Below are 12,590 nucleotides of genomic sequence, written 5' to 3'. Positions count from 1 at the left end.
GGCGCCCCTGACCAGCGGCCTGGACTGGCCACCAGTTCGAACTCGCCGGCCAATTCACTTCGTGGGTTCTTGAGTGGAGCGCCGACAATCGCGACCCGGTCAGTCAGGCAACGCGAATCCAATCTGGCGCAGCGTGTCAGACACGAGTTCAAGCCGCAGCAAGGGGCTGTCGAGCGACATGAAGCGCTGCTTCAGTTCAGGATGCAAGGGCAATAACTCGCACCAGCGGTTGGCCAGCCAGCCACAGTCGTCCCAACGGTAGGGTTCGAGCAGTGGCAGCCGGAGGGAGGCGTCGCCGCCTTGATCGATCTTCTGTTCGATGTGGCGCACCAATCCCTGCAAGCCCTCGCGGGTGAAAGTGAGGTCGTCGGGGACCTGCATCTCGGGGTCATCGGCCAGCAGTTCCACATCGGCGATCCACAGGCCGTGCTTGAGTTGCTCGCTGCGTTCGATCCGGAAACGCTGCGCGCCCACGCACTCGATCATCATCAACCCGGGCTGGGGGCGCTCGAACTTCGTGATGCGAGCCAAGGTGCCGACGGGAAAGAACGCTTCGCGAGCGAAGCCATCACCGGAGGGTCTGCCCTCGGCCGCGCCGGTCGCGAGTCGGCGGGCTTCGCTCCCTTCGCTCAGGCAGACCACGCCAAAGGGCTCGCCGGCCTTGTGGCGGGTTCCGATCATGTCGAGGTAGCGCACCTCGAAAATCCGAAGCGGCAGGGAACCGCCTGGGAACAGGACGGTCTGCAATGGAAACAGCGGCAAAGCCGTCCACTTCGCGGGTTGCGTGCTCATCGACGGATGCTAATGCACGGTTCGACGTCTGACGAAGGCCTCAGCGGACCTCGGAGAGGACGTGCCGACGCGCTTCGCGCGAGCATTGCACTTGCGAGCTCAGGGAGTGCCAGGAACGCTGAGAGGGCCGATGGGCGTGGCGATGATCGTCGCGTCGACGATGGTGCCGGAGCACATCAGCAGGCCCGCACGAAATATCAGGCGGGGGACCATGCCGCAAAGAAGTTCTTCGGGTAAGCAACTTGAGCCGGCGGTCCAAGACATCCCGCCGGTAGGCTTATGGCAATGGGAGCCGGCGGCCTCACCGCTCCACGCCGAAGTCCTCGTCGCGGCAAAGCCAGCGAGCCAGCCAGAGCCCATTTCGCATCTCCGCAAGTTCTTCCAGCCGCTCCGTGGTGAACTGGCGACCGGTGCGGCGTTCGATTTCTTGCAGCGACTGAATACGGGCCAACGCGGGCCCCACTCCTGTCGCCAGGATATAGGCGACGGCGGCAAACAGGAGGGGCATCACTAGCCAGAGGGCGCTGTTCCCATCAAAGCCGTGAAGTTGGAGCACCAACGGCACATTCATCACCAGCGCGGCCAGAAAGGCGATGCGACCAATCGCGGGCGCTGGCCGCTCCACCGGCAAGGAGCGGAGCCGATGCTTCTGCAGGTCCACCAGAGGTTTGAGCACGACGGGGATGCCGTCCACCCTGTCGCTGAGTCTGCGCTTCTCGACCAGGAATCCCAACACCACGGATCCCGTCCCGCCAGCGACGGCCAATGCCAGCGCCAGACCTCCCAAGTCGGAGCGTTGTGCTTGCCACGCCAACGAGGTGGTAGACGCGACCAACAGACTGCCAAAGAAAGCGATACCGACGAGGAAACTCAACAGGCCTTCATCCGGTGAAAACCGGCTTCGGTAAGTCATGTGAAGGCCGTACAAGAGGAACAGCACCCCTGTGACCGGCGCCATCGTCAACACTGCCGAGATGGGCAGCAAAAACGCCCACATGGCCGGCACCACTAGCACGCCGACAACCGCCATCGCGAAAGGCGTGCCCTTAAGCGCGCTGAGTTGCTCTGGCGGTCTCACCGGGAAACGCCAAGCGCAGCGCGCGCTTGGTTTTCAGCGAAATCAGCTCCGCCGTAGGAGTTCCAAACGACTTGCACGGCAAATCCAGTGGCAAGGGCGACGAGGACCAAAGGGGCTCCAACAATTGTGATACCGAGGCCAGCGCCAATGGCGACGGCCGCAGGAACTGCAGCGATCGAAGCAGCGAGGCCAAGCGCATTTCCACTCTGATTGCGAGCGGAGGTGACCAGGAACTTCTTCGTATCAAACGAACGGATACGCCGCTGCCCCGATGTGTCGAGATCAAACTCGATGCTGCTCCAGGCATCGAGGGCCGCGGTGGGGGCAAACGTGATCACGCCGGTACCCATTTTGCCGCTTGCCCAGCCCATACGTTGGGCCCAACGGCGCTCTGCACCCACCACGCCGGCCCCAGTTATCTGCCCTGCTGTCGGTTTCGCCCACCGCGTGGAGTGCGTGTTTCCCTTGCCGTTGGTGCGCCAGTCGGCTGCGGGAATGGCAGATGCGACGGTGACCGGAAGGTTTCGGATCCGCAAGCGCAGGCGAGGGGCACCCTTGCCCGCATTCGCGTTGTAGAGGTCCATGAACTGATTGATTCGGATCGTCCGTGCGGCCCCAGAGGATATCTGCTGCGCTGCGGTGTTGAGGCGGGATGTGGCCTGGCCCTGCGCGCTTAGAAAATTGGCGACCTGCGCTGCTGCCATTCCATTTCCGACAATGTTGCCGGGGCCGGCTCCCGCCGATCGAACCTCAGACCACGCGCCTGCCCCACCCCATTGACCGAATAGATACTCTCGCAGCCAGGGAGGCAGATCATCTTCAGGGCGCGGTCCTGGCCTCGAAACAGGGGCGGACTGCGGCAATGGCCTAGCCACTGCGCCGGGCGGCTGCCAAGTACTGAGCGTTTGGATGAGGCTTGGTTGGTGCCTAAGAAGACTGGTCAACAGCGCCTGCCCGACAGGGGTGTCCAAATCAAAATCACCGTTCAGCGTTTCAGTGCATAAGTCCCAGCCGTTTGCTGCACACTGCCCCGGAGCCGTGTTGGCTTGAGCGAAAGTCTGGCGATGGGCGTTCACCTGGAGTTTGCATTCGGCGGCCTTGTTGCAGGCGATTTGTTGGGAGCTACTTGGCATCGTGGTTCGTAGTGGTGACAACCGTGAGCCCCATTTTCCGGATGCTCTCCACCCAACCACTTGGCCGAAGGTCACTTATCGATGTTTCCGCGCTGGAAGTGCGGCAAGTCCGAAGCCACCGTGCCGAGAAGGTGACCCATGAAGTCTGTTCAGTTGGTGTCCTGTACCACCGATACGTGGGCAAAGTCGATGGCGCATTTCAAGGATGGAGTCCGCAGTAGCGGTCCACTTGCAAAACGACCTCCTTCTGGATGGACGTGCGCTTGGCTCAGGAGGTGCGCGCCGTGATTCGATGGTGTTTGCATCAAGTCAAACGTTTGAGTCAGGCGTCACGTGCTCGCCTGAGCCCTTCAATGGCATTGGCCAGCTTCTCAGTGTGGCTCGGGTCGTCGCCATGGACCTTGACCCCGAGATAGAGCTGCAAATCGCAAGCTGCGTTGTCGGCTTGGCCGCGAACGTATTCGTGTGGATCGGACAGGGCGGTGGCGATGAGCGAATCATGGATGACGCTACAACGGCGTAGGCATCTGCATTGCTGCTCGCAGTCGGAGGTGCCTGCCGTCTCGGAAATTCCAGCGTGGTCTCAAGTCCACTGCACGCAACTCGGCCCACCGGCGACGGTACAAACCTCAGGCAGGCGTGCAAGGCACCGTGATTGGCAAGTCTTCCAGTTCACTCAGCTTATCGGCCACCAACTCAATGAACGCAGCAACGGCCGAAGGCACGTGGCGGCGACTGGGATAGACCAAGTGGACGCCGTGCCCCTTTCGATGGAACTGCGGCAGCACCGGCACCAGCATGCCGGTGCTCAGTGCACGACGCGTGATCGTCGACGGCAGCAGCGCAATGCCCAAGCCGGCCAAGGCCGCTTTATGCAAGGCCTGCGCGGTGTTGGCGCTGAACCGGCCGGCCACCTGCACGTCGACGTCGGCGCCATCCAGCCCTGAGAGCCGCCAGGGCGCACGCCCGCTCGGGTGCGCGAAGAAAAGGCAGTCGTGGTCAGCCAAGTCCTCCAGGGTGGCGGGTGCGCCCCGTGCGGCGAGGTAAGCCGGACTGGCCACCAGACCGTCCAGGCCGGCGTCGAGCACCTGAAGCGCGAAGAATCCGGAGTCTTCCAGCACCCCGCCCCGGATGGCGACGTCGATGCGGTCTGCGATCAGGTCGGCGCGCGCATCGCTGAGGACGAAGTCCACACGCACCAGCGGATGCGCGGCCAGGAAATCCGCAAGACATTCCATTGGAAAGAAGTCGAAGAATTCGGCCGGTGCCGCCACCCGCACCAAGCCGCTGGGCACCTCGTTGCCGGACATCAGTGCTTGGCCCGCGTCACTGAGCGTTTCCACCGCGCCGGCGCAACGGTCGTAGAAGTCTTGACCGGCATTCGTCAGCGAGAGCTTGCGAGTGGACCGTTGCAACAGCCGCGTGCCCAGCCGCGCTTCCAGTTGCTGGACCCGGCGACTGAGGGTGTTCGGCGGTATGCCCAGGCGCCGCGCGGTCTCGGCAAAGCTGCCGCTGCGCACCACTTGCACGAAGACGGCGACATCGTTGAGGTCCAGCATGCTTGGATTAATTGCCTTTTTGGATGAGTCCAATCCCATTGTGCCGTCTATTCAAGCAAAGAAGGCTTTTCTATGCTTGCGACATCGCATCAACGCTTGGCAACCTACCGATGTCCACCCTGCCCACACGTTCAGCCAGTGAGGTCCCCGCCCGTGCAGTGCGCGCCATCGTGCACCGCACCCGGGGCCAAACGCATGGCCCGATCACCCGCCTGATGAGCCCGGGTGACCTGGGGCAGGTGCTGAAGCCCTTCATCTTTCTGGACTTGGTGAACTTCAAGGCGCAGGCCGGCGCCACGCGCTTCGGCATGCACCCCCATTCGGGTATCGCCACCTTGACCTTCATGGCGCTGGGCGACGTGCGCTACGCCGACAGCACGGGCAAGGCCGGTGTGTTGCCAGCCGGTGGCGTGGAGTGGATGCAAGCAGGTGCCGGTGTCTGGCACACCGGCGAACCGGTGGGCGACTCGCTCGGCGAGGGCTTTCAGCTGTGGGTCGCTCTGCCCGCCGATCAAGAGAACGCACCCGCCTTCAGCCAGTACCTGGCGCCGTCCGAGGTGCCGCAAGTGGGTCCAGCGCGCGTGCTGATGGGCCGCTACGGCGCAGCACAAAGCGCGATCGAGCCGCCGTCCTCCATGACCTATCTGGCGTTGACGCTACGTCAAGGTGAACGCTGGCGCTACACGCCGCCTGCTGGTCACACCGTGGCCTGGGCGGCCGTTGCCAGCGGGCAAGTGATGGCAGGCGAGGCGATCAGCGCTGGCGAACTCGTCAGCTTCACGCCCTCGGAGACAGCCATCGATTTCGTCGCGCAGGCCGACACACGCTTCGTACTGGGCTCCGCCGCACCGCACCCGCATCCGCTCGTCATGGGCACGTACTCCGTGCACACCAGCAAGCACGCGCTGCACCGCGGCGAAGCCGAAATCAAGCGTCTCGGCTTGGGCCTGCAAGCCGCAGGCCGGCTCGTCTGATCCAGCACAAGCAGGGGCGAACACCCTCGCAGATTCCCTTTGAACTTCCCCTCTGACCTCAACCCAACGAAGGACAACCTCATGAACATCGGCATCATCGGCTCAGGCGGCCTCGGCAGCAACGTGGCTCGGGCCCTGGCGAACAAGGGTATCGCAGCAACCATCGCCAACCGTCGCGGACCGGCCTCACTGGCCCCGCTGGTGGCAGAACTCGGCGGCGCCATCACGGCCGGCACGGTGGCGGAAGCGGCATCGGCCGACATCGTCCTCATCGCCGTACGCTGGACCGACCTGGGCACCGCGCTTGCGGGTCTGCCTGCCTGGAACAAGCGCATCGTCATCGACGCCACCAACCCCGTCGAGTTCCTGGATCCGGACTCGCCCGATGCTCAAGACCCCGGCAATCCATTGGCTGCCTACGGCATCAAGGCCATTGACCTGGGTGGCCGCTCGTCGAGCGAAGTCTTCCAGCAACACGTGCCAGGCGCCCGTGTCGTCAAGGCGCTGAATCATCTGGACGTGAAGGTGCTGGCGCAGCCCGAAGTGTCCGGCGGCCAGCGCGTGCAGTTCTATGCCGGCGACGACCTTGACGCGAAGATGGCTGTCCGCAAGGTGCTGGAAGCCATCGGCTACTTCCCTGTGGATATCGGCTCGCTGGCATCAGGCGGCCGTTTGTCGGAGTTGCCTTTCGGCCCCCTGTCGGCGACGAACTTCATCAAGATTTGAACCCGCGGCGGGCCGCCGTCTGGCGTGCCTCGATCGCCCGATCCCAGGGCGCGGGGTCGCCGGCAAAGCGCGCCGCCAGAAAATCCACCAGCAGACGCAAGGCCAGTGGCTGGTGCTTGCGCGACAGGTAGATGGCGTGGATGCCGAGCACGCCCGGCTCGTGGTCCGGCAGCAGGCGAACCAGGCGACCGGTGCTCAGGTCGTCGCCCAGATAGTAGGTCGGCAGCATGCCGATGCCGGCACCGCTGAGCACGGCACGCCGCAGCACCGCCGTCTCGTTGGTGTGAAAGCTCCAGGAGACCGGCACCTCGACCGTCTCGTCGCCCCGGGTGAAGCGGTACTGCTTGCCGATGCCGAAGGCATGGGCGATGCAGCGATGCTGACGCAGGTCCTCAGCCGTGCGCGGCTGGCCGCGCAGCGCGAGATAGGCGGGGGAGGCACACAGCATCGACCGGCATTTCGCCAGCGGCCTCGTGATCATCGTCGGGTCCAGCGTGTTGGTCAGGCGCACGGCCAGGTCCACACGCTCGCCGACCAGATCGCTGGCCTTGTCGCTGACCGACAGCACGAGCTCCACCTGTGCGTACTGGCGCTGAAAGTCCACCAGCGCGGCAGTCAATTCGGCCTCGGCAAACGAGCTGGAACTGGTGATGCGCAGCAGACCCGCCGGCTCACGGCCGCGCTCGGCGGCGAGATGCGCCGCGTCGGTCGCGACGTCCAGCAGCTGCCGACACGAGGGCAGCGCGGCGGCGCCCGCCTCGGTGAGGCTGACCTTGCGAGTCGTCCGGTGCAGCAGCCGGGCACCCAGCCAATCCTCGGCGGCCGAGAGATAGCGACTGACCATGGCCGTCGACATCTCCAGATGCTCCGCAGTCTGCGTCAGGCTGCCGCGCTCAGCCACTTCGACGAACACGCGCGCGGCGGTCAAACGGTCCATTGCATCGATCCAAGCAATAAATATTCAATTGATGCGAACTTTATCAACCATATCGAAAAACCTAGAGTGCATGTCGTCCCTCGCTTCCCTCCACGGAGACCGCACCATGTTTCAGCCCCGACGCTTTGCCCGCCGCCTCACTGGTTTCTTCCTGCCTGCCCTGACGATGGGGATCGTTGCAGCCGCTGCGACGGGCGCCGCTGCTCAAACGGCCGCACCGCTGACCGTGAAGGTCTACAACGCCGATGGCAACAGCTTCCATGTCAATGCCGTGGTGGTCAGCGGCAAGACCGAAGCCCTGGTGATCGACAGTGGATTCACCCGCGCCGATGCACTGCGCGTGGCAGCCAATGTGCTGGACAGCGGCAAGACGCTGAAGACCATCTTCATCAGCAATGCCGACCCGGATTTCTACTTCGGCGCCGAAGTGCTGAAGGCGTATTTCCCGCAAGCCCAGGTGCTGACCACACCGGCCGTGCGTGAAAAGATCCAGACCAAGCTGGCCGGCAAGGTGGCCTTCTGGGCGCCCAAAATGGGCGCCAACGCGCCACACAAGCCCATCGTGCCCGACCTGCTGCAAGGCACGAGCTTGATCGTTGACGGCGAAACCGTCGAAGTGCGTGGCACCACCGGCGAGCTGGCCCATCGCCCCTATGTCTGGATTCCGTCGATCAAGACCATCGCCGGCAATATCGCGATCTTCGGCAATCTGCATGTGTGGACCGCGGACACCCAGAAAGCCAGCGAGCGCCAAGCCTGGTTCGCGCAGTTGGACGAGCTCGAAGCGCTCAAGCCCGCCACCGTCGTGCCCGGCCATATGGCGCCCGGCACCGCCATGGACGCCAGCGCCATCCGCTACACCCGGGACTATCTGCAGCGCTTCGATGTGGAAGCCGCCAAGGCCAAGACCGGTGCCGAGCTGATCGACGCGATGAAGAAGGCCTATCCGCAAGCCGGCATGGGCTTGGCACTCGACATCGGCGCCAAGGTCAACAAAGGCGAGATGCAGTGGTGAGCCCCACGACCGCCAGCGCCACCCATGTGTGGCGTCTGGCCGGGGGCACGATCGTCAGCTTCGAGCAGTTCACCGACACTTTGCTGGTCGCGCGGGCCATGCAGGACTGAGGGCCTGTTTGCGGTTCCAATGGTCCACCCCTTGCGCAGACCCCGCAAAGGCCACGCCCTGACACCGTCTCTTCATCCCCACCCACATCGCCATGCCCACCTTCGTCGCCCTCCTCCGTGGAATCAATGTTGGCAAGGCCAAACGCGTTCCGATGGCTGAGCTGCGAACCCTGATGGGCGAGTTGGGCTATACCGGCGTCGCCACGCTGCTGAACAGTGGCAATGTGGTGTTCAGCGCCGCCAAAGGTGCACCCGCGGGGCATGCCGCAAAGATCGCCGAGGCCATCGCCTCCAAGCTGAATGTGGACGTCCCTGTCATCGTCAAAACGGCGAGGGAGCTGTCGACGATCGTGGCAGAAAACGAGCTGGCCGAAGCCGCTGAAGATCACGCGCGCCTGCTGGTTGCCTTCGTTCAAAACGCAGAGGCATTGCCGGGCCTCGCCAGCATTGCGCAGTTGACCGTGTCACAAGAGCAATTCATCGTCGGAGAAAGTGCGGCGTACCTGCATTGCGCCAGCGGCATCCTCGAAAGCAAAGCAGCGGAGGCTTTGCTTGGCAAGGTCGGCAAGGCCACCACCACGCGAAACTGGGCCACCGTGCTCAAACTGCAAGCGCTCGTGAATCAAGCGGACGCCTGAATTCCTTCAGCGAGTGCAACCCAGCCTCAAGCGGGCCCCTCATCTCAAACGCCAAAGAAACCATGTCCTGCGCGGAGTTCGATGAGCGAGGCTCACGGCGCCCGCATCGACGTCGTTCCATCGCGTCCTCAAATCGGAACACCGGTCGCGCATCCCCATTGATCCGCGCCGACCTGATCTCCATCGATTGAAGATCGTCCAGGCTGCAACCGCGCCAGTGACTATTTCCCGGCCGCCACCCCGGACGCCGCCACCCCGGGCACCCCCGCCGCGCCACTCGCCACCGGCTTCAACCGCGCGACCCACAACGCCGCCGCGTCATTGACGCCCTGCGCCGTGAAGTGACAGCCGTCCCGCTCCGCGGCCGGAATCTGGTCCGTATCCGGACCCTCCACGAAACCGCTGTCCGGAATCACCAGCAGCTGCCGCACCGCTTCACGCACCTGGCCGCCGTCATGCGGCGGGCAATGCGTCGAACGTGCCACCCACCACGGCGCATCAATGCCACGCGCCACCACACCGGCACGCAGCGCAGCCAGGCCATCGCGGTAGTCAGCCATCGCGGTGCGATCGCGGGCATCGGCCTCGCCTTGCTGCCACAGCACCGCCACCACCGGCCAGTGGGTGCCCTTGATGCGGTCGACCTGCATCTGCCAGTACTGGCGCAATGGGCTCTGCGGCATGGCCCATTCGTCGATGGTGCTGCTGTCCACCGCAATCACCGACCAGACGATCGGATGCCCCTGCCAGCGGCCGTTCAGGGCCTGGTTCACTGACGGCCACAGGCTGCCGCCCGTTCCGGTGCCACCCGGCAACGGGGCGGAGGACAGGCCGCATCCACCGTCATGCAGCACCGGCATCGGCGGCGCCGGCTCGCGCGCAGGCTGGGCATGATTGGCGGCATTGGACTGGCCCATCACCAGCACCACCACCGGCTGCTCGCCGTGCAGCAGCGGCGCGCAATCGGGCGCCGTGACCGGCATGCCGCGAATGCCCTGGATGCGGCTGGCCAGCTTGTCCTCCGGCGTCACGTTCTTCGCGGGACGCATCATCGCCACGCCCGCCGCCAGCATGCCCGCACAGGACAGCACCGCCACCGCGCCAATGGCCACGGCACCCCAGGGAATCTTTCGTTCTTCAGTCATCCGGCTTTGCATCGTCGATCGTCGAGCCGCGATCATCGGCGATCAGCAAGGAGGACGCCGCCGACCGGGTCTTCCTCCACTCGCCCGTCGCCCGCGTGTCACCCGTTTGCCCCGCGACGCCGACGCGGCAACCTCACCGACACCACCACAGACACCTCGATCGGCGCCAGGGCCGCTCGGGCGATGATCATCAGCGCGGCGCGGCACCGGAGACGGGGTCCGGAGCGCTGTGAGGATGTACCGAAGCGGCGCCGTATCGCCGACGGATCCAGGGCATGGCCGGCTGCTCGACCCAGGTCGTCAGCACATGCGCCAGTGCCAACGACAGCACGAAGGCCGCCAGGATCGCCAGATTGGCCGACACGCCCCACAGCTCCAGGCGACGGATCACCGCCCAGCCGATGTTCTCGTGCAGCAGGTACAGGGTGTAGGAAATCGCGCCCAGCCACAGCAGCACCGGATGCGCCAGCCAGGTCCAACGCGCCCGTGCCGCGCCCAGCAGCAGCACGAAGAACACCGCCGCCAGTGCGGCCAGTTCCAACCCATCCGCCAATGCGATCACCAGCACCGCCGCCAGCGCCAAGCCGGCATCCCGTCGCGGCAACACCTCCGCGCGGCTGATCCGATAGATCGCCACCCCCAGCGCGAACCAGGCGATGGAGGGCAGCAGCAGCCAGCGTTGACCCATCCACGGCAGGTCGATGTGCCAGAAGGTGCTGAAGCCGAGATACACCAGCCGCAGCGCCAGGCAGCCGAAGAGAAACAGCCGCAGGCCATGGGCACCGCCCGCGCGATGGCTCAGCAGCGCCCAGGCATAGAACAGCAGTTCGACTTCCAAGGTCCAGTAGACCCCGTCCACATGCGGCACGCCGAACACGCCCTGCACCATGGACACGTTGACCAGCAAGGTCTCCCAGCCCACCGTCTTGCCGGGCAGGCCGATCGCATGGGTCAACGCGAAGGTCAGCAGCAAGGCGCCCCAGTAGGCCGGATACAGCCGACTGAATCGGGAGACGACGAAATCCATCGGCCGCGGCGTGCGCTCCAGCGTCATGAAGATCACGAAGCCGCTGATCATGAAGAACAGGTTCACACCCACATGGCCCCAGGGCACCGATGCCAAGGGCGCGCTGGTGTGGCCGAACAGCGCGTCATACCGGGTCGTGTAATGAAACAGCACCACCGCCAGCGCCGCGAGGCCGCGCAGCGCATCCAGCTGCGCCAGGCGCGGCGACGAGCTCACACCAGCACCTCGGCCGCCGCAGGATGGCTCAGGAAGTTCTGCGGACTGGCCGTGATGCCGTACGCGCCCGACTGGAACACCACCACCAGATCGCCGGGCTCCGCATGGGCCAGGCTCATGCGCTCGCCCAGCAGGTCCAGCGGCGTGCACAAGGGCCCCACCACCGACACGCCGGGCTCCATCGCGCCGTCCATGCGGTTGCCGATCGCGACCGGGTAGTTCTTGCGGATCACCTGACCGAAGTTGCCGGAGGCCGCCAGATGGTGATGCAGGCCACCATCCGTCACCAGATAGACCTGCCCGCGCGAAACCTTGCGGTCCACCACGCGGCACACATAGACACCGGCCTCGCCCACCAGGTAGCGGCCCAGTTCGATGACCAGCCGCACGCCGGGCATCTCGACCTGGGACCGCTGCAGCAACGCGGCGAGGTTGGCACCAATCGGCGCCAGATCCAGCCGCTGCTCGCCCGGGAAATACGGGATGCCGAAGCCGCCGCCCAAGTTGAGCACCCGCACCGGCGCGGGCGCGTCCTTGGCCAGACGCAGCGCCAGTTCGAAGCTCTTCTGCTGGGCCTCGACGATCGCTTCCGGCTTGAGGTTCTGCGAGCCGGCGAAGAGATGGAAGCCTTCGAAGCCCAGCCCCGCCTCACCGATGCGAGCCAGCAGGTCCGGCACCTGCTCGGCATCAACGCCGAACTGCTTCGGGCCGCCGCCCATCTTCATGCCGGAGGACTTCAGCTCGAAGTCCGGATTCACCCGCACCGCGACGCGTGCCGCATAGCCGGTCTCCGCTGACAGCTGACGCAGCAGCTCGACCTCGCGGAAGGACTCGATGTTGATCAGGATGCCGGCCGCCAAGGCCTGTTTGAGCTCGAGAGCGCTCTTGCCGGGGCCGGCAAAGCTGATCTCGCGCGGATCTGCGCCAGCGTCCAGCGCCACCTGCAGTTCGCCGCCGGAGGCCACATCGATGCCATCCACCAGACCGGCCATGTGAGCGACCACCGCCGGCATCGGGTTGGCCTTCATCGCGTAATGCAGTTCGATGCCGACGGGCAGTGCCGCCCGCAAGGCATGGACGCGGTGTGTCAACAGGCTGCGATCGCAGGCATAGAACGGCGTGCGGCCGATGCGGTCCGCCAGGCGGGACAGGCGCTGGCCGCCGATCAGCAGCTCGCCATCGGCAACGGCAAACTGATCCATCGGGGCGTGCTGGGGCACCGGCTTGGCGGCGGCGATGG

General features: G+C 65.0%; 12 protein-coding genes and 1 pseudogene. 5 read left to right on the top strand and 8 right to left on the bottom strand.

Translation table 11 applies throughout. From position 1 onward, the window contains the following. Positions 1-99: 99 nt before the first annotated feature. From N4261_RS09900 to N4261_RS09885, 4 genes are all read right to left on the bottom strand, one after another. Complete coding sequence (locus N4261_RS09900; protein WP_261759985.1) at positions 100-792, bottom strand: LON peptidase substrate-binding domain-containing protein; 693 nt, start codon at positions 790-792, stop codon at positions 100-102. Positions 793-1,093: 301 nt separating this feature from the next. Further along, a complete protein-coding gene (locus N4261_RS09895; RefSeq protein ID WP_261759984.1) occupies positions 1,094-1,789 on the bottom strand; it encodes a hypothetical protein in 696 nt (231 codons plus the stop codon). A 77-nt stretch (positions 1,790-1,866) separates the two neighbouring features. After that, positions 1,867-2,574 (bottom strand): hypothetical protein, encoded by a 708-nt coding sequence (locus N4261_RS09890; protein ID WP_261759983.1) that lies wholly within the window; start codon positions 2,572-2,574, stop codon positions 1,867-1,869. 1,058 nt (positions 2,575-3,632) lie between these two features. Next, complete coding sequence (locus tag N4261_RS09885; protein ID WP_261759982.1) at positions 3,633-4,562, bottom strand: LysR family transcriptional regulator; 930 nt, start codon at positions 4,560-4,562, stop codon at positions 3,633-3,635. A gap of 110 nt (positions 4,563-4,672) precedes the next feature. On the opposite strand from N4261_RS09885, the gene N4261_RS09880 reads away from it, so the two are divergent. After that, positions 4,673-5,536, top strand: coding sequence for a pirin family protein (locus N4261_RS09880; RefSeq protein WP_261759981.1), 864 nt, complete (start codon positions 4,673-4,675; stop codon positions 5,534-5,536). Between the two features lie 81 nt (positions 5,537-5,617). Continuing rightward, entirely contained in the window at positions 5,618-6,262 is a 645-nt protein-coding gene (locus N4261_RS09875) for an NADPH-dependent F420 reductase (RefSeq protein ID WP_261759980.1), read from the top strand. Here the strand turns inward: N4261_RS09875 and N4261_RS09870 are convergent. Further along, positions 6,252-7,199 carry a LysR family transcriptional regulator gene (locus N4261_RS09870; RefSeq protein ID WP_261759979.1) on the bottom strand — a complete coding sequence of 316 codons (948 nt, stop codon included), beginning with the start codon at positions 7,197-7,199 and terminating at the stop codon, positions 6,252-6,254. The two genes, N4261_RS09875 and N4261_RS09870, sit on opposite strands and share 11 nt — an antisense overlap. Positions 7,200-7,365: 166 nt before the next feature. Here N4261_RS09870 and N4261_RS09865 point away from each other — a divergent pair, with 166 nt between their 5' ends. From N4261_RS09865 to N4261_RS09855, 3 genes and pseudogenes are all read left to right on the top strand, one after another. Continuing rightward, a complete protein-coding gene (locus tag N4261_RS09865) occupies positions 7,366-8,214 on the top strand; it encodes an MBL fold metallo-hydrolase (RefSeq protein WP_261760666.1) in 849 nt (282 codons plus the stop codon). Positions 8,215-8,237: 23 nt separating this feature from the next. Next, a pseudogene (locus tag N4261_RS09860) lies at positions 8,238-8,324 on the top strand (nuclear transport factor 2 family protein); the annotation flags it as partial. 92 nt (positions 8,325-8,416) lie between these two features. Continuing rightward, the gene (locus N4261_RS09855) at positions 8,417-8,962 is read left to right on the top strand and encodes a DUF1697 domain-containing protein (protein WP_261759978.1); all 546 of its coding nucleotides are present in this window, start codon (positions 8,417-8,419) and stop codon (positions 8,960-8,962) included. 221 nt (positions 8,963-9,183) lie between these two features. Here the strand turns inward: N4261_RS09855 and N4261_RS09850 are convergent, their stop codons facing one another. From N4261_RS09850 to N4261_RS09840, 3 genes are all read right to left on the bottom strand, one after another. Further along, positions 9,184-10,107, bottom strand: coding sequence for a sialate O-acetylesterase (locus tag N4261_RS09850; protein ID WP_261759977.1), 924 nt, complete (start codon positions 10,105-10,107; stop codon positions 9,184-9,186). A gap of 190 nt (positions 10,108-10,297) precedes the next feature. Next, positions 10,298-11,350 carry an acyltransferase family protein gene (locus N4261_RS09845; protein WP_261759976.1) on the bottom strand — a complete coding sequence of 351 codons (1,053 nt, stop codon included), beginning with the start codon at positions 11,348-11,350 and terminating at the stop codon, positions 10,298-10,300. Then, positions 11,347-12,552 (bottom strand): pyridoxal-dependent decarboxylase, exosortase A system-associated, encoded by a 1,206-nt coding sequence (locus tag N4261_RS09840; RefSeq protein ID WP_261760665.1) that lies wholly within the window; start codon positions 12,550-12,552, stop codon positions 11,347-11,349. The genes N4261_RS09845 and N4261_RS09840 overlap by 4 nt, the downstream gene beginning before the upstream one ends. Positions 12,553-12,590: the final 38 nt, after the last annotated feature.

Origin of the sequence: Roseateles amylovorans (assembly GCF_025398155.2) — a bacterium.
In the GTDB taxonomy this organism is placed as follows: Bacteria; Pseudomonadota; Gammaproteobacteria; order Burkholderiales; family Burkholderiaceae_C; genus Roseateles; species Roseateles amylovorans.
This window is presented reverse-complemented; position numbering and strand designations above follow the sequence as displayed.